At 41.4% G+C, this 23,057-nt stretch carries 21 protein-coding genes; 10 read left to right on the top strand and 11 right to left on the bottom strand.

The features are described from left to right. Positions 1–3: 3 nt before the first annotated feature. Positions 4–1,338 (bottom strand): ribosome rescue GTPase HflX, encoded by a 1,335-nt coding sequence (gene hflX / locus F952_RS15330; protein ID WP_004929642.1) that lies wholly within the window; start codon positions 1,336–1,338, stop codon positions 4–6. An 83-nt stretch (positions 1,339–1,421) separates the two neighbouring features. Further along, positions 1,422–1,562, bottom strand: a complete 141-nt coding sequence (locus F952_RS16975; RefSeq protein ID WP_004929640.1) for a hypothetical protein — start codon at positions 1,560–1,562, stop codon at positions 1,422–1,424. Positions 1,563–1,728: 166 nt separating this feature from the next. On the opposite strand from F952_RS16975, the gene F952_RS15320 reads away from it, so the two are divergent. After that, a complete protein-coding gene (locus F952_RS15320) occupies positions 1,729–2,544 on the top strand; it encodes a lysophospholipid acyltransferase family protein (protein WP_011182668.1) in 816 nt (271 codons plus the stop codon). Here the strand turns inward: F952_RS15320 and F952_RS15315 are convergent. Then, the gene (locus tag F952_RS15315) at positions 2,537–4,096 is read right to left on the bottom strand and encodes a phospholipase D family protein (RefSeq protein WP_011182667.1); all 1,560 of its coding nucleotides are present in this window, start codon (positions 4,094–4,096) and stop codon (positions 2,537–2,539) included. The two genes, F952_RS15320 and F952_RS15315, sit on opposite strands and share 8 nt — an antisense overlap. A 181-nt stretch (positions 4,097–4,277) precedes the next feature. Between F952_RS15315 and F952_RS15310 the strand changes: the two genes are divergently transcribed. Then, entirely contained in the window at positions 4,278–5,288 is a 1,011-nt protein-coding gene (locus F952_RS15310; protein ID WP_004929634.1) for a metallophosphoesterase, read from the top strand. 18 nt (positions 5,289–5,306) lie between these two features. On the opposite strand, the gene F952_RS15305 is transcribed toward F952_RS15310, so the two are convergent. The 3 genes from F952_RS15305 to trhA form a co-directional block, all read right to left on the bottom strand. Continuing rightward, positions 5,307–6,089, bottom strand: coding sequence for a hypothetical protein (locus F952_RS15305; RefSeq protein ID WP_004929631.1), 783 nt, complete (start codon positions 6,087–6,089; stop codon positions 5,307–5,309). 113 nt (positions 6,090–6,202) lie between these two features. Further along, on the bottom strand, positions 6,203–7,513 hold the full coding sequence (locus F952_RS15300; protein WP_004929630.1) for an MFS transporter: 1,311 nt from the start codon (positions 7,511–7,513) through the stop codon (positions 6,203–6,205). Between the two features lie 141 nt (positions 7,514–7,654). Beyond that, positions 7,655–8,296, bottom strand: coding sequence for a PAQR family membrane homeostasis protein TrhA (gene trhA, locus F952_RS15295; RefSeq protein WP_004929628.1), 642 nt, complete (start codon positions 8,294–8,296; stop codon positions 7,655–7,657). A 103-nt stretch (positions 8,297–8,399) separates the two neighbouring features. Between trhA and F952_RS15290 the strand changes: the two genes are divergently transcribed. From F952_RS15290 to F952_RS15275, 4 genes are all read left to right on the top strand, one after another. Beyond that, a complete protein-coding gene (locus F952_RS15290) occupies positions 8,400–9,623 on the top strand; it encodes a class I SAM-dependent methyltransferase (RefSeq protein ID WP_004929627.1) in 1,224 nt (407 codons plus the stop codon). 56 nt (positions 9,624–9,679) lie between these two features. Further along, the gene (locus F952_RS15285) at positions 9,680–10,096 is read left to right on the top strand and encodes a GNAT family N-acetyltransferase (RefSeq protein ID WP_050816571.1); all 417 of its coding nucleotides are present in this window, start codon (positions 9,680–9,682) and stop codon (positions 10,094–10,096) included. Between the two features lie 89 nt (positions 10,097–10,185). Then, complete coding sequence (locus F952_RS15280) at positions 10,186–10,836, top strand: hypothetical protein (protein ID WP_004929625.1); 651 nt, start codon at positions 10,186–10,188, stop codon at positions 10,834–10,836. Positions 10,837–10,838: 2 nt separating this feature from the next. After that, the gene (locus tag F952_RS15275; RefSeq protein ID WP_004929623.1) at positions 10,839–11,216 is read left to right on the top strand and encodes a glyoxalase superfamily protein; all 378 of its coding nucleotides are present in this window, start codon (positions 10,839–10,841) and stop codon (positions 11,214–11,216) included. 24 nt (positions 11,217–11,240) lie between these two features. Here the strand turns inward: F952_RS15275 and F952_RS15270 are convergent, their stop codons facing one another. The 4 genes from F952_RS15270 to F952_RS15255 form a co-directional block, all read right to left on the bottom strand. Then, positions 11,241–12,098: a patatin-like phospholipase family protein gene (locus tag F952_RS15270; protein WP_004929622.1), complete on the bottom strand. Its 858-nt coding sequence runs from the start codon at positions 12,096–12,098 to the stop codon at positions 11,241–11,243. A gap of 15 nt (positions 12,099–12,113) precedes the next feature. Beyond that, positions 12,114–12,350 (bottom strand): hypothetical protein, encoded by a 237-nt coding sequence (locus tag F952_RS15265; RefSeq protein WP_004929621.1) that lies wholly within the window; start codon positions 12,348–12,350, stop codon positions 12,114–12,116. 152 nt (positions 12,351–12,502) lie between these two features. Next, complete coding sequence (locus F952_RS15260; RefSeq protein WP_004929620.1) at positions 12,503–14,638, bottom strand: 3-hydroxyacyl-CoA dehydrogenase NAD-binding domain-containing protein; 2,136 nt, start codon at positions 14,636–14,638, stop codon at positions 12,503–12,505. A gap of 10 nt (positions 14,639–14,648) precedes the next feature. Continuing rightward, positions 14,649–15,854: an acetyl-CoA C-acetyltransferase gene (locus F952_RS15255; RefSeq protein WP_004929619.1), complete on the bottom strand. Its 1,206-nt coding sequence runs from the start codon at positions 15,852–15,854 to the stop codon at positions 14,649–14,651. Positions 15,855–16,039: 185 nt separating this feature from the next. On the opposite strand from F952_RS15255, the gene F952_RS15250 reads away from it, so the two are divergent. Further along, positions 16,040–16,573: a P-loop NTPase family protein gene (locus tag F952_RS15250; RefSeq protein WP_004929618.1), complete on the top strand. Its 534-nt coding sequence runs from the start codon at positions 16,040–16,042 to the stop codon at positions 16,571–16,573. 51 nt (positions 16,574–16,624) lie between these two features. Here F952_RS15250 and F952_RS15245 read toward each other — a convergent pair whose 3' ends face one another. Then, complete coding sequence (locus F952_RS15245; protein ID WP_004929617.1) at positions 16,625–17,665, bottom strand: AraC family transcriptional regulator; 1,041 nt, start codon at positions 17,663–17,665, stop codon at positions 16,625–16,627. A gap of 179 nt (positions 17,666–17,844) precedes the next feature. Between F952_RS15245 and F952_RS15240 the strand changes: the two genes are divergently transcribed. The 3 genes from F952_RS15240 (at position 17,845) to F952_RS15230 (ending at position 22,914) form a co-directional block, all read left to right on the top strand. After that, positions 17,845–18,963, top strand: a complete 1,119-nt coding sequence (locus F952_RS15240) for a CaiB/BaiF CoA transferase family protein (RefSeq protein ID WP_004929614.1) — start codon at positions 17,845–17,847, stop codon at positions 18,961–18,963. Positions 18,964–19,110: 147 nt separating this feature from the next. Continuing rightward, positions 19,111–20,361: a carbohydrate porin gene (locus F952_RS15235; RefSeq protein ID WP_004929613.1), complete on the top strand. Its 1,251-nt coding sequence runs from the start codon at positions 19,111–19,113 to the stop codon at positions 20,359–20,361. 147 nt (positions 20,362–20,508) lie between these two features. Then, positions 20,509–22,914: a glucose/quinate/shikimate family membrane-bound PQQ-dependent dehydrogenase gene (locus F952_RS15230; RefSeq protein ID WP_004929611.1), complete on the top strand. Its 2,406-nt coding sequence runs from the start codon at positions 20,509–20,511 to the stop codon at positions 22,912–22,914. Positions 22,915–23,057: the final 143 nt, after the last annotated feature.

Raw genomic sequence — 23,057 nt, 5'->3', positions numbered from 1 at the left:
GATCTAGCTTTTGATTTCAAACTCTTCTAGTGGTCGTTTGAAACCTTGTGCTTGTTCTCCCAGAATCTCATCCAGTGATAAATGCGCTTGTCGAATCAATTGTTCCAGCTTTTGTGGGGCCATGACCACATGTAGATGGAGCTGACCTTGGTCGTCAAAATGCTCGGAATCAATCACATTAAGATTATAAAGTTGCGTACGCAGTTTGCCATGTATAGGTTTTAAGATCAGATCAAAGGCCTGACGCTGTCCCATTAGACATTCTTGTACAGCCTTTTTCAGCAGATCAATTCCTGCACCCGAGTGTGCCGACACATAAACACGTTCTGGTTCGTGCGGACGTGCATAGATAATTTTTGCTTCATCACCGCTGACATCAATTTTGTTGTATACCCGTAATACAGGTGCGTCTGCTCCTATTTCTTTGAGTACGCCTTCAACAGCTTCAATCTGTTCGAGCATGTCGGGACTACTGCTGTCGATAATATGCAAAAGCAAAGTCGCTTCAAGAGTTTCTTCTAAAGTTGCTTTGAATGACTCGATTAGATCATGCTGCAAATTACGTACAAAACCTACAGTATCAGCTAATACGACGGTACCGATTCCATCCCAATCTAAGCGACGAAGCGTAGGATCGAGAGTAGCAAAAAGTTGATCGGCAGCATAAACATCGCTATTGGCCAGATGATTAAACAGGGTAGATTTACCTGCGTTGGTATAACCGACCAGTGATACGGTTGGGATGGCAGCTTTTTGACGCGCCGCACGACCTTGCAAACGTGTTTGTTGAACTTTATCCAGTTTATCTTTGAGCTGGATCATTCGGATACGAATCAAGCGGCGATCTGTTTCAAGCTGGGTTTCACCTGGGCCACGTAAGCCAATTCCGCCTTTTTGTTGCTCAAAACCTCCAGACCAGCCACGTACTAGTCGTGTGGATAAGTGCTTCAGCTGAGCCAGTTCGACTTGCAGTTTACCTTCATGTGTACGAGCACGTTGTGCAAAGATGTCTAGAATCAGACCCGTTCGGTCAATCACACGACATTTCATAATTTTCTCAAGATTTCGTTCTTGAGCGGGGGAAAGTGCGTGATCAAAAATAACCAGACTAGCATCCAGTGCTTCTACACGCTCTGCAATTTCTTCGGCTTTACCAGAACCAATAAACAATTTGGCATCAGGTTTTACACGTTGTGCATAGATGTGCTCTAAACGTTCTGCACCTGCGGAAGATGCAAGTAATGCAAATTCTTCTGCATCGAGGTCATCCAGTATATTGACACTCACACTGACCAAAATAACTCGTTCTTTGCCTTGATCTTGATCTAATGATTCCACAGATGATTCAACTCTCGTTTAAGCGAAAAGGATTATTCTAGAATAATCCTGTTACTCAAGCGAATCTTATTCTAGGCATCTACTTAAATCAGGCTATGAAACGCTTTGGCTGTTATAATGATTGCACCTGCATACACGATGGTCCAGCCAATAATCATTTGTAAAATCATCGAACTACCATGTTGAGAGTGCTTCTGGTGATTTGCTTGTGGAAGAGTATTCATTGGGCTCTCCTTTTTTTTGATCTTTAATTTCGATAAAATAATAATATTTGATTGATAAAAAGAATTAAAATTGAATTTATTTATGGTCATGTTCGGTTTTTATCATCAATGCAAGATCGGTCTGATCGTTATAGAATGATTGCACCTAATCTCTATGATGATTTTTATGACTGAACACACTTCTGCTTCGACTTCATCGTTAAATCCGCTGACTAGATTTTCGTTATATGCCAAAAAATTTGCCTTAAGTCTGGGGGTTGTGGGAGAGGGATTCTATCTGGTCTATCGGCATGGGCTTTACAAGCATCCAAATAACCCTGCCAATACACGTTATGTTCAGTATTTCTGTCGTCGTTTATGTCATGTATTTAATCTGGAAGTTCGTGTACACGGAGATATCCCTCGTCAGCCTGCATTGTGGGTCAGTAATCATATTTCATGGTTAGATATTGCCGTACTCGGATCTGGAGCACGGGTATTCTTTTTATCTAAAGCTGAAGTAGAAAAATGGCCAATACTGGGTAAGCTCGCAAAAGGTGGTGGTACCTTATTTATTCAGCGTGGTTCTGGAGATTCGATCCGTATCCGTGAACAAATTACGTCTTTTTTAAAGAAAGATATTCCAGTGTTATTTTTTCCAGAAGCCACGACCACGGATGGAACTACGGTCAAGCGAATTCATGGACGTATTCTGGGAGCGGCTATCGAAGCGCAGAAACCTGTGCAAATCTGTTTGATTTGTTATGTTAATCAACAAGGAGAACTCGATATGATCGCGCCGTTTATTGGAGATATCTCTTTTGTTGAGCATGTTAAAAATGTATTGGAAATGCCGAAGGTCACTGCACATTTGATGGCTTTAGCCCCAATTTCAGTTGAAGGGCACACCACTCAAACACTGACGGCTGAAGTACAGGAAAAAATGCAACAAGGATTACTTAAACTACATCAACTGACAGTAAAATCGAAAAATATTACATGAAACCTTCAATAGGCAGCCATGAAATCAACTTAATTCCAGCTTTTTGCCACCATTTCATGCGGGGTTCTTTGGTATAGATTTTGGTACCAGTGGATGTCTGCCGATACCAATTAATTTTGTGATTGGCATCTAGTACCAATTTATAAGCATAGTGGGTCAGTTGTTGATCCATCGTCTGATGTACGGCCATCGCTAATGGTGGACTATTCAGGATGACGCCTATTTCGGTATTGAGATAGGCCGAACGTGGGTCAAAGTTAAAGGATCCAATAAACACTTGTTTCTGATCTAATGCCATCATCTTGGCATGTAAACTAGAGCGGCTAAGCCCTTTAATACTGACCTTGGCTTTTTTAACCAGTTCATCGGTATATTTGTCCAGTTCTTCTTTTTCAAGTGTGGGTAAAAACTCATAAAGTTGCACGCCATTTTCCAGAAGTTCCTGACGATATTTGGCATAAAACGCATGGACCACAGGGACATCGTTGGCTTTAAAGGAGTTGGTCAGAACACGTACTTTAATGCCATCCTGTGCCATATCACTCAAATGTTTGGCCCCCTGTTTTTCTGGAACAAAATAGGCAGAGATGAGATCGACGTTATCTTCTGGCTTTTCAAGATGTTTGATGAGCTGAAAATTGAGATGTTGTTCTTTGTTGGCTTTGGCACGAATTTTATCGGGAGCGTCTTTGACCACTGTCGCTTTGACCCAATCAAGCTGGATATTGTTATTGAGCCATTGATCAAAAGCATGTGAGCGTGTGGTCAGATCCAGATAATTTTGTACGGTCACTTCCTGATAATAATCATCAAGCTGTTGCTTTAGACTTTGATAACGTAAGCGATGCTGTTCGGGGTTGACGATGTTTTGAACCGAATAGGCATATTCATCGTTCCAGTAGTCATCAAATGATTTGACGATATCATCGACAGCAGCCCCAACCAGTAAAACATCAACGTCTGAAAACTGATAATTATCACTAACATTGTAGTACTGATTGGTCATGTTGCGCCCGCCAATGAGCGCAACCTGATTGTCTGCAATAAAGCTTTTGTTATGCATACGCCGATTGATACGTTTTAAATCCAGAATCATGTCCATTGCACGGTATTTACGGAAGCGATAAGGATTAAACAGTTTGACTTCAATATTCTGATGCTGGGACAAGGCGAGTAAGACACCTTCGATCTGTTTGGCGTTGTTGTCATCGATCAAGAGACGGACTTTTACCCCACGATCTGCGGCACGGATCAGGGCATGTAATGCTAACGCGCCAATTTTATCGTTATCCCAGATGTAATATTGTAGATCGAGGGTTTTTTCTGCCTTATCGATTAATCTGAGGCGAGCAGCCAGCGCTTCAAGGGGTTCATACAGCATATGGTATCCAGTTAAGCCTAGATTTTGTTGTTTTAATGGCGTAATGATTTGTGCGAGTGAGGTCTGTGATGTATCAATATCATACGCATATTGAGTTACTTCTGGACCATGTTTTGGAAGGGTACTGCATCCATTGATTCCCACCACGGTGACTAGACTCAATGTCAGCATACAATGTCTTATTGCGTGTTGTTTTGTCATAGATTTGCGATGTTGTGAGAAGATAGTGGATGTTTTCGCCATAATGTACTCAGACAATAAGAGGGGCTAGAGTATAATTCGTATACATCTAAAGATAAATAAATGAAATGCTGTAGTCGATTGTTACGAATGTATTTCCTTGAGAGCTGGTATGTGGAATTTTAATTCAATTATTTTTTACTTCTATTTAAGTTTTGTGCTTTTAGCGCTTTGGGCGATTGCACAAGCTTGGCTGAGCCAATCCCGTACCGAAACCATACATCCATTTAAAGCATTTGTACATTTGCTCGTATTTTATTTGTCTTATCTACTTTATCCATTGGCGATTTTTAGTATTTATGCAGGCTGGACAGAATATTATTCCATTCATCAGGCCGTATTTATTTTTTTACTCAGTGTGTTACTGATTTATGCTCGTTTTATTGAGCCCCATATGGTCCATGTGCGTCATCATCAGTATCGACTGAATCCAGCTCAACCCTTTGTAAAACCTGTTAAGGTCGCGCTCATTGCAGATTTGCATATTGGACTATTTTCTGGGCATGAACGCCAGTTAAGCATCATTGTAGAGAAGCTTAATCAGGTACAGCCAGATATTGTGGTGGTTGCGGGTGACTGGACCTATGAACCTGAAAATACCTTGGTTCAAGAACTGGAAATGCTACGAAAAATACAGGCCCCTGTTTATTCGGTCCCAGGTAATCATGATGAGCAATATCCAGGCCCTCCGATTCAGAGATTATTGAAGGATGCACTGGAGGCCAATCAGGTCATGGATATCGAAGGTAAAATAGTTGAGTTTGATGAGTTCCGTCTGATTGGAATTGGCGACTTGTGGGCAGGTAAAACAGATATGCGTTTTATGCCAGAGTTACCACAAGACAAACCTTGGCTGATTTTGTCGCATAATCCAGATACTGTCGATATGGTGCCAGATTTACCGAGTCGGCCCTTGATGCTTTCTGGGCATACTCATGGTGGGCAGATTGAATTGCCGTGGGTCACCAGTTATATCATGAAAAAAGTATCTATTCTGGGACATAAAAAAGGCTTTTATGAGCATGAGCATGCAGATGTTTTTGTGACTGTGGGCACAGGCATGGTCGGTATTCCATTTCGGTTTCGTGTGCCGCCGACCATTGATATTATTGAGTTAATTTAATGATAAGGATTTACGCCATCAGGTCATCCAGAAAAGAATTGCAATCATCACCAGCCCAATGCAAAACAGTAAAATAAATTTAGAAAAATCTCTTTTTTGGGTCTGATCTTCAATGCCATGCATCTGTGAGGGCATGGTAGGTCGGGGTGTAAATGTATTCGGGTGACCACTGCTATTGTTTGATATAGGTAAAGGCAAAGCAGGTGAATCTTGTACTTCATCTCGACGCTTGATCAGGTCAATAAAACATGCCTCTAGAGTTGGATAGGTTCGACTATAAAACTGCTGCATGATCTGATCCCACTGAGGATGATGTTCATCAATCTGCTCTTGCTGGCCATTTGCATTAATAACGTACATCATGCGTTTGCCATAGTCGATCCGTACTCTTTGATACTCCAGAGATGACGACGGTGAGGTGAGATCTGCTTCCAACCATAAGTCGATATGATCTGAATCCTGTTCGATCATATCCACCGCTTGCTTGGCGTCTTGCAAGGAATAACCACCGTGATCAACCAGATATTTGATGGCTTTAATCTTTTCGCCGTTTTCAATGAGTTTAAGCAGTTTATCCAGTTGAGTGTCATTAAGTCGAGAGATTGAAGCAATATCGGGTGTGGTGCCAGATGGCATAGAGGGTAAAATCTCAGGCTGCTGCTCGATTTGATCTGCCAGCATTTTTGCATGCTGCAAGGAGCATTGTGTATGGTCCCTAATATATTTGACCGCAGCAATTTTTTGACCATGCTGGATCAATTTGGAGGCATCCTTGCGCTGTTTTGGGGTCAGTAGTTGCATATTATTGTGGTCATTATTGATGCGTTGATATTATTGTTCAAAACAATGATCAGGGAAAACAGTGCCTTTTTGTATCGATATAAAAAAACCAGCATGTGCTGGTTTTTGAATGATTAGATCTGGTTGTTGACATCCTGATCTTTGGTTTCCCGAATCAATAAGAACGCAATCAAGGACAAAATAGCAGCCGCAGAGAGATAATATCCCACCGCTTGTAAGCCATACGCTTCAGCAAGCTTGGTCGCAATCAGGGGGGCAAAAGATGCACCAAATATGCCTGCCAAGTTAAAGGTGAGTGCAGAACCTGTATAACGTACTGACGTTGGAAATAATTCTGACAACACGGTGCCAATTGGACCATAGGTCAACCCCATGATAGAAAGCCCTGTACATAAAAACAGGAACACTACAAAGGTATTGCCAGAGGCCAACATATCCGAAAAGAATAGTCCAAACACCGCAGCGAGCGCACATATACTAATTGAAGTGAGCTTACGACCAAATTTTTCTGCAAAAATTGCAGAAAGGGGGATAAATGCGGCAAAACAAAGGGTAGCAATCAGTTGTAATTCTAAAAACTCACCACGTGAATAGCCTAACTTGGTGGTTCCCCAATTCAGTGCAAACACTGTTGTCAGATAAAACACCACAAAAGTACAAATGGCAGCAATCGTACCGAGAACCAGCTTTGGAAAGTGTTTGGTGATAACTTCTTTAAAAGGAATATTCACTTCTTTTTGTTTATCCAGCACTTTCTGAAAGGCTGGTGTTTCATGAAGTTTTAAACGGATATAAAGACCCACAATCACCAAAATTGCACTGGCGACAAAAGGAATACGCCAGCCCCACTGCATAAATGCTTGATCAGACATCAATACACCCAGCAATAGGAATGAACCCGTCGCCAAGATAAATCCAATCGGCGCACCAAGCTGAGGGAACATGCCATACCATGCACGTTTACCTTCAGGTGCATTTTCAGTGGCTAACAGAACGGCTCCACTCCATTCACCTCCTAAACCCAAGCCTTGACCTAAACGACATAATGCCAGTAATAATGGTGCGACAATCCCAATTTGTGCATAACTGGGAAGTAGACCAATACAGACTGTCGAAACGCCCATCGTCAAGAGTGCTGCAACTAACGTGGCTTTACGACCAATACGGTCGCCCAGATGACCGAACAATGCAGCACCAATAGGACGAGCAATAAACGCGATTGCAAAGGTGGCTAAAGACTGGAGTACAGCAGCGCTGCCACTACTGGCTGGAAAAAATAGATGTGGAAAAATCAGAACTGCGGCCGTGGCATAGATATAAAAATCAAAAAACTCAATCGTGGTACCCACAAGGCTGGCAAATAAAACCCGAGTTTTTGAGTTAGTAGCAATTTCTGGTGATGCTGTAGTCGTTGTTGACGTCATAATAAACCTTACACTTCTTAAAATAAAAATTCGTTTTTGGAAGCGTAATTTTTTAAAAAAGCGGTAATTTCTTAAAAAAGTAGCGACAGTTTCATGTCATTGAAATACGGATTCAGGGTGGCTGTGGCTGTATACAATGAACTAGATCACGTACCAATAGATGGCCAAGAAGTGTAATCCTGCGCCTAAAAGTACAAAGAGATGCCAGATAGCATGGGTATATCTTACCTTTTTTAAGGCATAAAACAATGCTCCAACCGTATAAGCAAGACCACCTAGTATCAGTAAATAAAGTGTATCTGAACTTAAAAACTGACGCATGTCATCCATCACCAGTACCGCCAGCCAGCCCATGACCAGATAGGCAAGCAGCGAAATTTTTTGAAAACGATGAATAAACACCAGTTTAAATAAGGTCCCTATTAAGGCGATGACCCAAAGCGCAATTAAAAGATAATGTGCTTTGGCAGTTGGCAGTGCAATACTCAAAAAGGGCGTATATGTACCCGCAATGAGATAATAAATCGCGGTGTGATCCAGTTTCTTATACCAATGTCTCTTTTCAGGCGTTTTAGCAAAATGGTAGAGCGTTGAACTGCTAAATAATAAAACCAGACTGAGTGCATATACAATGAGTCCGATCCATTGCCCAAGCGGAAGAGGAAAGCCCTTGAGCACGAGTAAAATTGCGCCAATTGCAGCAAGTATTGCTCCAAGCGCATGACTCCATGCATTGAGTTGTTCTTCAAAGGGATCGTAGTCCTGAATCGGATATTGTGTCATTTGATTATAAGTTTTATTAAAAATACAGTTGTATAGTAATTCAATTTTGTTTTTAAAGTAAGTCGTTTTAAACTGTAGGGGCAAATAAACAAGGTTTTCCGTTATGTCCGTTCAGACTCCTGATTTTTCACAACAACAACAGTTTCTCGAATTAACTCAGCAAACAATTCAAAATCAGCAGTTTGACCGTCTGGTATTGAGTCAATATAAAGGAACAGAACCAGAGCTGGAGAAAGTTACCTTTCGTATGGTTGAATTGCAGCAACAATTTAAATTGAGTGCCTTGTACCACTACACCACTAAAGACGTGACTAAGAATTATGATCTGAATGATGCGATAGGGGTAATAGAGACATTAATCGCCAATTGTAAACAAGCCAATTTGTTTGGCAGTGTTATTGAGGCGCAACTGAAAAAGAACAAGAAAAAGGCCATGTTGAATGTGCAACAATTGTCTGCCGAAAAATACAATAACAATGTAGGACAGCAGCATAATCGGGAGAAGCAGCGTTATATTGATACAATGGCACCTTTTTTACAGTATTTAGGTATTACAGAGCCAAACGGCAACATCATTCCTGCCATGGCCCGCAAGTGGAAACAGATTAACAAGTTTATTGAAATTTTCTCACATGCATATGAACAAATCGAACTCAAGGATGATTCGATTAAGATCGTCGATTTTGGTTCGGGTAAAGGATATTTAACCTTTGCACTGTATGATTATTTGCAGCAACAAACCCGTACAGCACCCCAAATGACGGGCGTCGAGCTACGTTCTAATCTGGTGGAGTTCTGTGAAGATGTTGCCAAAAAAGCAGGTTTTGATCATCTCGATTTTTTTGAAGGAGATGTCAGAACTTATGCGCCTGAACATCTGGATGTCATGATTGCACTACATGCCTGCGATGTCGCCACTGATTTTGCAATTCATACGGGTATTCGTTTAAATGCATCGATGATCATGTGCGCGCCGTGTTGTCACAAGGAATTACGTCCACAGCTCCAAAGCCCGAAAGTGCTTAAACCGATGCTGCAATTTGGTATTCATGCAGGGCAGCAGGCTGAAATGCTGACTGATACTTTACGTGCATTATTACTTAAAGCCTATGGTTATGACGTTAAAGTATTTGAATTTGTGTCACTGGAACATACCAGTAAAAATAAAATGATTCTTGCGACCAAACGTCAAACTATTCAACAGCCAGATCCACAAATTTTAGAGCAGATTCAGGCACTCAAACAGATGTACGGTATTCAAAAGCAAACACTGGAATTATTATTACAAGACCAGATCACCATTGATAATGTTGGATGTAAATGTTAAATCAAAGTGAGTTTTAATTGGTGATAGATCAAGAGATTCGGGTAGGTTCTTGGCAGATGCTACAAGCAGATGCAAGGTTCATTCGTGAGCAGGTATTTATACTTGAGCAACATATTCCAGAATCTGAAGAATGGGACCTGGAAGATGATAGATCACTACATTTTATTGTTTTTGATGCTAATCAGGCTATAGCGACGGCAAGACTCCTGCAAAATCACAGTATTGGACGGGTTGCAGTACTCAAAGCTTATCGTGGACAGGGGATTGGTTTGGCATTGATGAAATTTATTATCGATCATGCCAAAAAGCTTAAACTCCCTTTTTTAATTTTATCTGCTCAAATTCATGCTATCGGGTTTTATGAGGTATTAGGATTTAGCCTCCAAGGTGAGGAATACCTTGATTGTGGCATTCCTCATATAGAGATGTATTTGAATCTGGATTCATCTTCCAATCATGATGAGGAATGTTAGATAAGATGTAATTGACAAGATTAGATAAAAATCATGATGGATTGTATTGCTACTTACGATCCTCATTGTATGTACAAGGATGAAGTAATATGAAAAAGAACATCTTATTATCCTTCGGATGCTGGATGATGCTGATTCCGTCAGTTGTGTACGCCAATGAAAAAACGCATCCTTTAACGCAAAAAATAAACCTACCTTACAATCCATCTACCGAAGCACGCATTCGGTTATATGGTCAAAACGGTAAAAAAATCTATTTTCAACACCGTTATGAGTGCGAGATACAAAGCAAACCGATGCGAGAATATTTGAGTCGAGAGGAAGGGACTTGGACGGCATTGAAGGCAATGGCGAGAATAAATCTAAATTATAGTATCGGAATGCCAAGAACACCTTTGCAAAAACAGGTTGAGGGAAATTTAAATACGTACCAAATGGTGAGTTATCATGAATATGTGGTTGCTGCGAAACAACCCGTGAGTTTATATGGTTTTATTATTGATTCGACACCTCAGCAAGATTCCACGCATTCCGCGCAATTGATTCAATCTTGTGATCATGCGCAGGGCTTTTTTATACCTCAGCCAGGTCATTCTTATGAAATATCTGGTGAAAAACGTAATGATCAATGTATATTCAAGGTGTATGACCTTGATGAAAATCAATTTGTGCAGATGACTCAACATGCCTATCAGTGTCCATCCAAACCAAGATGGAAATTTTGGGAAAAAGACGAATAATTATGGAAAACCATCAATCTATTATTCCTGTTCTACGTATTTTTGACGTAGATAAAGCCAAGAATTTTTATCTGGATTTTCTAGGCTTTAAACTGGATTGGACACATCAGTTTGAAGAAAATTTCCCGTTATATATGCAACTTTCAAAGGATCAATATTGCCTGCATCTCACCGAGCATTATGGAGATTGTTCGCCAGGTGCTCTGGTGCGTTTACATATGCCCGATCTTGAGCAGTTTGCCCAGCAGCTCACAGAGCAGAATTATGCTTATGCAAAACCACAGATTGAGACGGTTCCTTGGGGGAATCTGGAAGTATCCATCCATGATCCATTTTCTAATCGGCTGGTATTTTGGAAAGATCAGAACCAATCGATCTGATCTTCATTGCATAATGGCATGCGCTTATTTAAGTGATTGCCATTGCTCTATAGCAGCAAAGCCTGTTTCCATACCCACCTGATAAGTATATTGCAGCTTTTTGCGGTCTTTGCATAAGCGATTGGCGAGCCCTTTTTGATTGGGCATACAGATTTCGAGTATCTGCTGTTGTGCAGGCTGGCGTAAAAAATGTACCGAATCGTTATAGCGAGAGCAGCGTTCTTTTAGACTCAGCGCAAAGCCCTGATGATTGCTTACCATGTATTTCGCCAAAAATTGATCGCCTCGGCTGCTGGCTTTAAAATATTGCTGTGGGCGAGTGCGAATCACCATGAGCTTGCTCACATCGAGCTGACTCGCCGCCCAGCGCACAGGTAATGCATCTGCGACGCCACCATCAAAATACGGCTCACCCATAATGTCTACAGGTTGGCGTGTCAAAACTGGAATGGTACTCGAAGCACGTAAGGCATTGAGCAAATTGTCTTTACCTGCACGTAGGTATTCTGCCCGCCCATTGAGAGCATGGGTGAGTACCATATAAAAATCAGGATTTTTCTCAAAGAGTGCTTGCCGATCAAGTGGATGTTCTAATTCACCTACTTGCCACATCCATGCAAGATCCATGAGATCTCCACCCTTTAAAAATCGTTTATAACTGATAAATTCTGGGCGAAGTGAATGATCGATGTAAAAATTAAGAGTACGTCCTTTCTGGCCTGCCAAATAATTGGCAAGATTGGTTGAACCCGACGAAACACCGACATAAAGATCAAAAGGATTAAACTGCTTTTCTAGAAAGGCGTCGAGTACACCCGCGGTAAAAGCACCGCGCATACCACCGCCTTCAACCACAAGTGCATTACGTTGATTGCTTGACACGATTTTGACTCGGAATTATTGATGCTGAGGTTGAGACGCAGATAATGTTGCATTCTGTGATGAAACCGATGCTTCAACATTGGGCTTTGAAGCACTCCGCTGATTCTCTTGATTTGGCATGTAATCAGGTTCACTCGACATCGCTAAATAGAGAAATGTAAAAAAAATCGTGGTGATGATGCCGACAATGATGACAAACTTCCAACCCAACGCGGTAGATTCTGAATCATTGCCAGAAGATGATTTACGCATAAATGAGCCCAGCCGTCAAAATAAAGAAAAAATAAAAAAGTGTTATAACATAAAATAACGAGAGAAAATTTTAAAAATTAAAATCAAGATGATTCAAATAGATGCAACTCCTGCCTAAATCTAGGGCAGGAGTGAGTGATAGAAAATAACAATTATTGAATGATTTGTTTTTGCTGAGCTTTCTCTTTGAGATACGGTGGTGGATTAAAACGTTCACCATATTTTTGAGCCAATTCCTCTGAACGTTGCAGTGACCTCTCAATTCCGTTTTGATTTAAGAACTGAATAGCACCCCCTGTCCATGGGGCAAAACCAATGCCAAAAATCGAACCGACATTGGCATCAATCACAGACTCAAGTACACCTTCTTCATAGCAGCGTAAAGTGTCCAGTGCCTGAACAAACAAGAAGCGGTCAATCATCTCCTGTTCGGAAATATCATGATCTTTTTGCCAGCGGTCAAGACCTTGCCATAAGTGCTTTTTGCCATGCTCTGGATACTCATAAAAACCTGCACCAGCAGCTTTACCTTTGCGATTGAGCTCGTGAATCATGGTGTGAACCACTTCATCAACAGGAGTTTTCGCTAAGTCTTTAGCTTCAGCTTGCAGTGCTTTGCGCGTTTCGCTTGCAACATGTTCAGTTAAAGTTAAAGAGACTTCATCCTGAATCGCAAGTGGCCCCACAGGCATACCCGCTTTGAGTGCTGCCATTTCAATTTTTGCTGGGTGTACACCTTCAGCCAGTAAGCGCATACCTTCTTGAATAAATGTTCCAAAAACGCGACTGGTAAAGAAGCCCCGACTGTCATTCACCACGATGGGGGTTTTCGCAATTTGTTGGACAAAGTCATAGGCTTTAGCCAATGTTTCGGCAGAAGTTTGTTTGCCTTTAATGATTTCTACCAATTGCATTTTATCGACAGGGCTAAAGAAATGTAGCCCAATAAAGTTCTTGGCATCTTTACTTGCCGTTGCTAATCCTGTGATGGGGAGTGTGGAGGTATTTGATGCAAAAATGCCACCTTCAGCTAAATACTGTTCAGCTTCTTGCGTCACCTTGGCTTTGAGTTCTTGATTCTCAAATACAGCTTCAATGATCAGATCACAGCCTTGTAAATCAGCTGCATCAGCGGTAGCAGTAATGAGCGCTAAGACTTGATTACGTTTTTCCGCCGTCATACGTCCTTGTGAAACACGTTTATCAAGTAGCTTTTGCGAATAGGCTTTGCCTTTCTCTGCATTTTCTACAGATACATCTTTGAGTATGACAGGAATACCTTTGATCGCGGTTGAGTAGGCAATACCTGCACCCATCATACCTGCGCCCAATACACCGACTTTAGTGGCTTGCCATCTAGCAACATCGGCAGGGCGGCTTGCACCTGACTTGATCGCATTTAGACCATGCCAGAATGTACCAATCATATTTTTCGCAATTTGACCGATAGCCAATTGAGTAAAGTAACGGGATTCAATACGTAACGCGGTATCGACATCCACTTGAGCACCTTCAACCGCTGCTGCCATAATCGCTTCAGGTGCAGGATAACAGCCTTTGGTTTTATCGCGTAGCATGGCAGGGGCAATCGCAAGCACTTGTGCAACAGCAGGTGTTTTAGGATCACCACCAGGAATTTTGTAGCCTTTGACATCGAAGGGCTGCTGACTTTTCGGATTGGCTTTGACCCAAACAATTGCTTTATCTAACAGTTCTTGTTGATTCTCAGCCGTGTCATGGACTAATCCCAGAGATTTTGCTTGGTCAACACCAAATTGTTTACCTTCCATTAAGAATGGAAAAGCATTTTGCAAACCGAGTAGACGTACCATACGGACGATACCACCCCCACCTGGAAGTAGACCTAAAGTGACTTCTGGTAAACCAAATTTGCTTTTAGGATCATTGATGGCAATACGATAATGACAGCCGAGTGCTAACTCCCAACCGCCACCAAGTGCTGTGCCATTTAAAGCCGCGACCACAGGTACACCTAGAGTCTCGATTGTTCGCAAATCTGCTTTGAGCTTTTCAATCATTTTAAAAAACTCAGTGGCATGTTCAGGTTGAACCTGAATCAGCTCATCTAAGTCGCCACCAGCAAAGAAGGTTTTTTTGGCTGAACGGAAAATAATCCCTTTCAAGTCAGTTTCAGCTTTGAGCTTTTGACTGACATCATTTAAAGCATCACGAAATTCTGCATTCATGGTATTTGCAGATTGACCCGATGAATCAAGGGTAAGAATTACAATATTGTCAGCGTTTTTTTCGTATTTAATAGCGCTCATGAGATTCTCCTTACACTCGTTCAATGATCGTCGCGATACCCATACCACCGCCTACACATAAAGTGGCTAAGCCCCGTTTTTTACCCTGACGTTCTAATTCATCCAGTAGAGTTCCTAAAATCATGGCGCCTGTTGCACCTAATGGATGTCCCATGGCAATTGCACCGCCGTTCACATTGACTTTATCTTCTGGCACCTGTAATTCATTGATAAAACGCATCACCACAGCTGCAAAGGCTTCGTTCACTTCAAAGAGATCGATATCGTCAATAGTTAAGCCGGCTTTTTGTAAAGCTTTACGTGCTGCAGGGGCAGGGCCAGTCAACATAATGGTTGGATCTGTGCCGACTAATGCAGTTGCAAGAACTTTTGCACGAGGTTTTAAACCTTGCTCTTTCACTGCTTTTTCAGAAGCCAATAACACCACCGCAGCACCATCTACAATGCCCGATGAATTTCCCGCATGATGGACATGGTTAATTTTTTGCGCTTCTGGATATTTCTGTAAGGCAACCGCATCAAAGCCCATTTGCCCCATCATTTCAAAGCTGGCATTCAGTTTTGCCAAACCTTCAACGCTGGTATTGGCTTTGATAAATTCGTCTTTTTCTAAAATCATCACACCTGAATGATCTTTTACGGGCACGATTGATTTATCGAAATAACCATTGGCTTGAGCCGCCGCCGCCTTTTGTTGTGAACTGACTGCAAAAGCATCGACATCTGCGCGACTATAACCATCCAGTGTTGCAATTAAGTCAGCGCCAATCCCTTGTGGCACAAAAGAAGACTTTAAATTTGTTTCAGGATCAAGTGCCCAAGGGCCACCATCCGAACCCATCGGAATTCGTGACATCGACTCTACACCACCAGCCACCACCACATCTTCCCAACCAGAACGAACTTTTTGAGCCGCCAGATTGACTGCTTCCAGACCCGATGCACAGAAACGGTTGATTTGCACCCCAGCCACATCATCGTTCCAACCTGCGGCAATTGCAGCGGTTTTGGCAATATCACCACCCTGATCACCAATTGGCGTCACACAACCCAAAACGATATCATCTACTTTGGCTGTATCCAGTTGATGACGTTGCTGGAGTTCATTCAGTAATGTTGTGAGTAACGTGATGGGTTTTACTTCATAAAGTGAGCCATCTTTTTTTCCTTTTCCGCGAGGAGTGCGGATGGCATCGATGATATAAGCCTCGCTCATCATTCTTCCTTTTATGGCCTTAAAATATTTTTATGCTTTTGAGTGTAGTGGATTTTGAGTACAAGACAATGACGAGAAGGTCATCAGACAAATGATGTTTTTTGCCAATTCTAAGATTTAAATAAAATGGATAAGAAGCCAGTTTTTTATTAGACTACATCATTATAAATAATGCATTCATTATAATGAAATTTATCAATATTGTTGGAACGACTGCTTCTGGTAAAACGACATTTGCTCGACAACTGGCACTAAAATTAAATTTGACGCATATTGAAATGGATGATTTATTTTGGTTGGATGGTTGGCAAGAAACGCCAGATGATGAGTTTTTCTTAAAGCTAAAAAATAAGATGGATATTGCCAAAGACGGTTGGGTGTTAGATGGTAATTATTCGAGAACACTGCACTTAAAACTCGATAAACTAGACACGATGATTTGGCTAGATTATTCATTTACTTTGAATTTTTATCGCTCTGTTAAACGTGCGATTAGTCGAATAATAACTAAAGAACCGCTTTGGGAAAATTCAAATAATTATGAAAGTTTTAAGCAAAGTTTTTTGTCAAAAAACTCAATTATTTTATGGATGATCAATCATTATGCTAAAAATAGAAAAAAGTATTTGAATATGATGCATGACCCTCAATATCGGCATATTCAATTTATTCGTCTAACTTCACCGAAACAGGCAAAAGTATTTTTAGACAGTCTTTGAAAATACCAATAAAAAAGTCTGGGTTTTAACCAGACTCTAAATTCGTAAAATTTAATGATAACCGTGTAATTGACGATATAAACCCGGTGTGACGCCAGTCCATTTTTTAAATGCACGATGGAAAGTACTGGTTTCACTAAAGCCGACCTGCTGTGCAACATCTTCAAGCGTCAAATCTGGGTTGAGCAACAGGTGAATTGCGGCATCACGACGTAATGCATCTTTAACGCCTTGATAGCTCTTGCCTTCGGCAGCAAGGCGACGACGTAGCGTTTGTGGTGACAGATACAGCATAGATGCAACATCATTGAGGGTCGGCATTTCTTCACCAATCTGGCTTTTTAAAACTTCACGAATACGTGAGGTCAGCGAGTTGGTATTTTTAAATTTGATTAATAACTGTGCAGGTGCGGCCTTTAAAAATTCTTCTAGTGTCTGTTCATCCTGGCGAAGAGGCAGATCTAAATAATCCGCAGCGAACGTGATCTCGGTACGTGGTGCATCAAATTGCATAACGGGTGCAAAAAATAAAGCATCATACTCATCTGCATGTGCAGGACGTGGGTAACTAAAGTGTACACGTTCCAGAGGCAAGCGACGTTCAATCAGCCATGACGCCAATCCATGCCAGATCATGAGCATGCTTTCTGTAATAAAGTGATCTGGATCAAGTGTTTTAGGAATAAGTGGGACCAAACGAGCTTCATGCTTGTCACGTTCTAAGGTCACAGACCACTCATCACCAAACAGCTTGTAAAATTGTGAAGACAGTTCTAATGCTTGTCCAAGTGTTTTGGCATGAATAATTAATTGGCACATAATGGCAAATGTACCCAGGCGACGTGGCTGTATGTCAAAGCCGACGTGCTCATCCTGAGTCACCATCCACAGCATTTTAATAAAACGAGTATATTGTTCTGGTGAAATACGAGCTTTAGGTTGACGTAGTAGTTCTGCCTCAATTCCAACATGAGACAGTAAGGTTTCGACATCCATTCCAAGGCGTTTGACGCCAGTTAAAGCCGCGTTGACGAAATGAATACTAATCGTATCGCGGTTTACGTTTAATCCGTCAGTCTCTTTTATGTTCACTTGCAGTTGGCCTAAATGACTTTAAATAATATTCGATTGGCGATTTACAACAGATGTAAATCATTTTGTTTATGTTAAATTGCCGAAATGATCAAGGTAAATGGCTGAACATGACATTGTGCTCTCTTTTATCTGTTTTTAATATGAATAAAAATACATAAACGAAGCCTAGGATAAACATGACAACTCCATTAAACGGATTAAAAGTTCTCGATTTTTCAACCTTGCTACCTGGTCCTTTTGCAACGCTATATCTAGCAGATTTAGGCGCAGAAGTCATACATATTGAATCTCCAACACGACCAGATCTGGTTCGAATTATGCCGCCTTATGCCAATGGACAGGCAACGGCACATAGCTATCTCAATCGCAATAAACAGTCGATTGCACTTGACCTCAAAGATCCAGCCAGTATTGAGCTGATCAGATCTAGAATTTCAGAATTTGATATTGTGATTGAGCAGTTTCGTCCAGATGTCATGAAACGTCTGGGGCTTGATTACGCAATGTTAACCAAGATCAATCCACGCCTGATTTACTGTTCAATTACAGGGTATGGTCAAACAGGTGTTTATAAAGATCGAGCTGGACATGATATTAATTATCTCGCACTTTCTGGCGTTGCGGGTCATAGTGGACGCCTTGAAGATGGTCCTCCACCGTTAGGTATTCAAATTGCTGATGTTGCGGGTGGCTCTTTGCATGCAGTGATTGCAATTCTGGCAGCAGTGCTAGAACGTACGCAAAGTGGGATAGGGCAATATATTGATATTTCGATGACAGATTGTACTGCAAGCTTAAACGCGATGTCTGCGGCAGCAAGTTTGGCAGCAGATGTGAAACAACAACCAGAAACAGAAATTCTTAATGGTGGCAGTTTTTATGACTATTATCAGACTCAAGATCATCGTTATATTTCGATAGGAAGTCTTGAACCACAATTTATGCAAGGTTTAGCGATGGTGCTTGAGCTTCCGATTTTACTTGAAAAAGGAGCATCCTTTGATCATGAAGATCGTCTAATGGTTAAAGCTGCACTCAAAGCAAAAATTAAAACTAAGACATGGCAACAATGGCAGGAGATTTTTGCAGGATTAGATCTGTGTGTGGAACCTGTGCTATATCTCGAAGAAGCACTGAACTCGCCTCTTGCCAAAGAGCGTCAATGGATTGTGGACATACCATTATCACATGAGAGTGATCAAACTCAGCCTCAACTTGCTTGCCCAATCAAATTTTCACGTTCCACCTTAAGATATGATTTTATTGGACAACCGCTTGGGAAAGGAAATTGGTAACTCAAAATACTTGCAAAAAATGATCACTTGTAAGATATTTTTCATAAAAGGTGTAAAAATAACAGCAAAAATGACATTTTTATAAGGTGATTGATTAAAATAACTCGTAACACAACTTCACACAACGACATAAAAGGTTACGTAAGTATGAAATTAGGGAAGACTTTGGCCATCTCTTGCATCTCAATGTTGTCATTGAGTATTTGGACGCAACAGGTAAGTGCTGCTTCTGCTTTTGATCCATCAAGTGAATGGATGCTCGGGGACTGGAATGGGGAACGGACTGCATTAAAACAAAAAGGGTACGATTTCAGTATCGGTTATACAGGCGAAATGGCGACTGTTCTGGATTCAAAAGATACTTCGCGTCATGGTACAGAATACGCAGGTCAGGTTGCACTTGGTACACATTTTGATCTTAATAAGATTCTGGGTTGGCAAGATACCGAAGCTCAAATTACATTAACCCATCGCGATGGACACGATATTAAGAATAAAGCTGCTGCTTTAGAGGGTCAATTAAGTTCAACCCAGGAAGTCTATGGTCGTGGTCAAACAACACGCTTAACAGACCTATGGATTAAAAAGAAATTTTTTGATCAAGCCCTGGATATTAAAGTGGGTCGTTTTGGTGAAAGCGAAGATTTCAACCCTGCTGCATGCGATTTCCAAAATTTGGCGCTATGTGGCGATCAAATGGGCAATTGGAACGCTGGCGATCAAATTCATAACTGGCCAGTCAGCCAGTGGGCTGCGCGTGTAAAATACAACGTTACACCTGAAGTATTTGCACAAGTTGGTGTTTATGAATATAACCCAGAAAACCTCAAGCGTAGTAAAGGCTTTAATTTAAGCACAGATGGTTCCAAAGGCGCTGTGATCCCTGTTGAAGTCGTTTGGCAACCAAAGTCTGGATTAATAAATGGTTTAGCGGGTGAATATCGTGCCGGTTATTATTATAGTACGGCAGATGCGAATGAAATCAACAGCACCAATAAAGATCATGGGCAAGGCGGATGGTTATCATTTATACAGCAATTAACGGCTGTAAATGGTGATACTTCTCGTGGTTTAAAAGTTGTAGGTCAAGCTACATTTTTTGATGAAGCAACAAGCCGTGTAAAAAACACACAAAGTCTTGCATTTGCTTATAAGGGTTTAGTTGATACTCGTCCAAAAGATGAATTGGCAATTGGCTTCTCTCGAATCAACCTAAATGATGATGCATATTTGGGTAAAGATGTAGATAGTGAATATAACTCAGAAATTTACTACGGAATTGAGGCTACCAACTGGCTCACTGTTCGGCCAAACGTGCAATATGTTCGTCATGTGGGTGCACTTAAAGATGGTAATAATGCATGGGTAGGTGGCATAAAATTCCAAACTGTATTCTAATTTAAACGTATATTTTCAGAATTTTCTGTTGGGTCATGGAAAGCTTTCTGTGATTCAACTGAGATAAAGTTGTTATACGAAGCATATCGCTCTCACTCATATACTTCGTATAACAGATTAAAAAAACAAATTATTCGAGGTGGTCTCATGTCTCAACCATCTTCAAATTCAGGACTTAGAACATTGACCGTAGTTATCGCTGCGGTGATTGGTCTATTCCTGCTCGTTGGAGGTATATGGCTTACTGTACTCGGTGGGTCATTCTATTATGTGATTGCAGGATTGGCATTACTGATCTTTGCATGGCTCTTGCTCAAACGATCAAGCACTTCTATCTGGTTGTATGCTGCATTAATGCTCGGTACAACGCTATGGGGTATTTGGGAAGTTGGTACAGACTTCTGGGCCTTGGCACCGCGTCTGGACATTTTAGGCGTACTTGGTCTATGGATTTTAATTCCAGCCGTGAGCCGTGGAATGGACAATGCAAAATCAAGCAAAATTGCGTTGTCTTCTACACTTGTGATTGCAATTGTGGTCATGGTTTATTCTATTTTTAATGATCCGCAAGAAATTAATGGTGTCATTAAAAATGAGCAACCCAAAACTGCACAAGCAGTTGAAGGTGTTGATGCTGCTGATTGGCCTGCCTATGGTCGTACCCAGGGTGGTGTACGTTATTCGCCTTTAACGCAGATTAATGATCAGAACGTTAAAGATTTGAAAGTGGCATGGACCTTCCGTACAGGTGACTTAAAAACTGCAAATGACTCGGGTGAAACCACCAATCAGGTTACGCCAATCAAAGTTGGCAATAACATGTACATGTGTACCACCCACCAATGGTTAATTGCACTTGACCCTGCAACAGGTAAAGAAAAATGGCGTTTTGATCCGAAATTAAAAGCAGATAAAACCTATCAACATTTAACCTGTCGTGGTGTGATGTATTACGATGCCAATAATACCAGTGAGTTCGCAACCAGCTTGCAAGCCAAAAAATCAGCATCGACAGAATGCCCACGTAAAGTCTTTTTACCTGTGAATGATGGTCGTCTGGTTGCTATCAATGCAGATACTGGTAAGGCATGCTCTGACTTTGGTACGAAGGGTGAAGTCGATTTACAAAAGTTGATGCCATATGCTTATCCAGGCGGTTATAACCCAACATCGCCAGGTATTGTTTCTGGTACAACAGTGGTGATTGCAGGTTCTGTCACAGATAACTACTCCAATAAAGAGCCATCAGGTGTCATTCGTGGTTACGATGTAAACACGGGTAAACTGCTTTGGGCATTTGATACGGGTGCACAAGATCCAAATGCACTTCCTGGCGAAAATTCGACGTTTGTACACAATTCTCCAAATGCATGGGCGCCATTGGCATACGATCCGAAGCTGGATATCGTCTATGTACCAACAGGTGTCGGTACGCCAGATATCTGGGGTGGAGATCGTACCGAGTTGAAAGAGCGTTATGCAAATTCAATGCTGGCAATCAACGCCACAACCGGTAAACTTGTTTGGCATTTCCAGACCACACATCATGATTTGTGGGATATGGATGTACCATCACAGCCTTCACTGGCAGATGTTAAAGACAAGTCTGGTCAGACTGTTCCAGCGATTTATGTGTTAACCAAAACAGGCAATGTTTTTGTTCTAGATCGTCGTAATGGTAAGGCGATTGTGCCAATTACAGAAAAAGCGGTACCACAGACCGTGAAACGTGGCCCACAAACCAAGGGTGAACGTTATTCTGCGACACAACCATTTTCTGCACTTGATTTAGCACCAAAAGACAAACTTACAGACAAACAAATGTGGGGTGCCACAATGTTTGATCAGTTGATGTGTCGCGTGTCATTCAAGCGTCTGAACTATGACGGTATTTATACACCACCATCTGAAAACGGGACTTTAGTGTTCCCAGGAAATCTGGGTGTATTTGAATGGGGTGGGATGTCGGTCAATCAGGATCGTCAGATTGCAGTCATGAATCCGTTGGCGCTACCGTTTGTGAGCCGTCTGATTCCGATGGATCCGAACCGTAAGGAAACTGCACGTGGTGCAGGAACAGAGCATGGTATTCAACCGATGTATGGTGTGCCTTATGGTGTGGAAATCAATGCATTCTTGTCGCCTCTTGGTTTGCCTTGTAAGCAGCCTGGCTGGGGCTATATTGCTGGTGTCGATTTAAATTCACATGAAGTGGTCTGGAAAAAACGTATCGGTACTATCCGTGATAGTTTGCCAAATCTATTCCAGTTGCCAGCACTTAAAATTGGTGTACCTGGCTTGGGTGGAACCATTTCAACTGCAGGTAACGTAATGTTTGTTGGTGCAACCCAGGATAACTATATCCGTGCGTTTAATGTTAGTAATGGTGAAAAACTGTGGGAAGCACGTTTACCAGCAGGTGGTCAAGCCACACCGATGACCTATGAAATCAATGGTAAACAATATGTGGTAATTATGGCGGGTGGTCATGGTTCATTTGGCACCAAGATGGGTGACTATCTTGTGGCTTATGCATTGCCGGATACCAAATAATCATTGTTATTATTCACCATAAAAAAAGCCCAGATTGATTCTGGGCTTTTTAAAATAAATCTAAAAATTCTCTTATCAATAAAACCGTTATTAAATATCCAAAAAAAGCATTTTGTTGATGAATCAAAGCTGGTTATGCTAGA

Source organism: Acinetobacter baylyi DSM 14961 = CIP 107474, assembly GCF_000368685.1.
GTDB lineage: Bacteria > Pseudomonadota > Gammaproteobacteria > Pseudomonadales > Moraxellaceae > Acinetobacter > Acinetobacter baylyi.
This window is presented reverse-complemented; position numbering and strand designations above follow the sequence as displayed.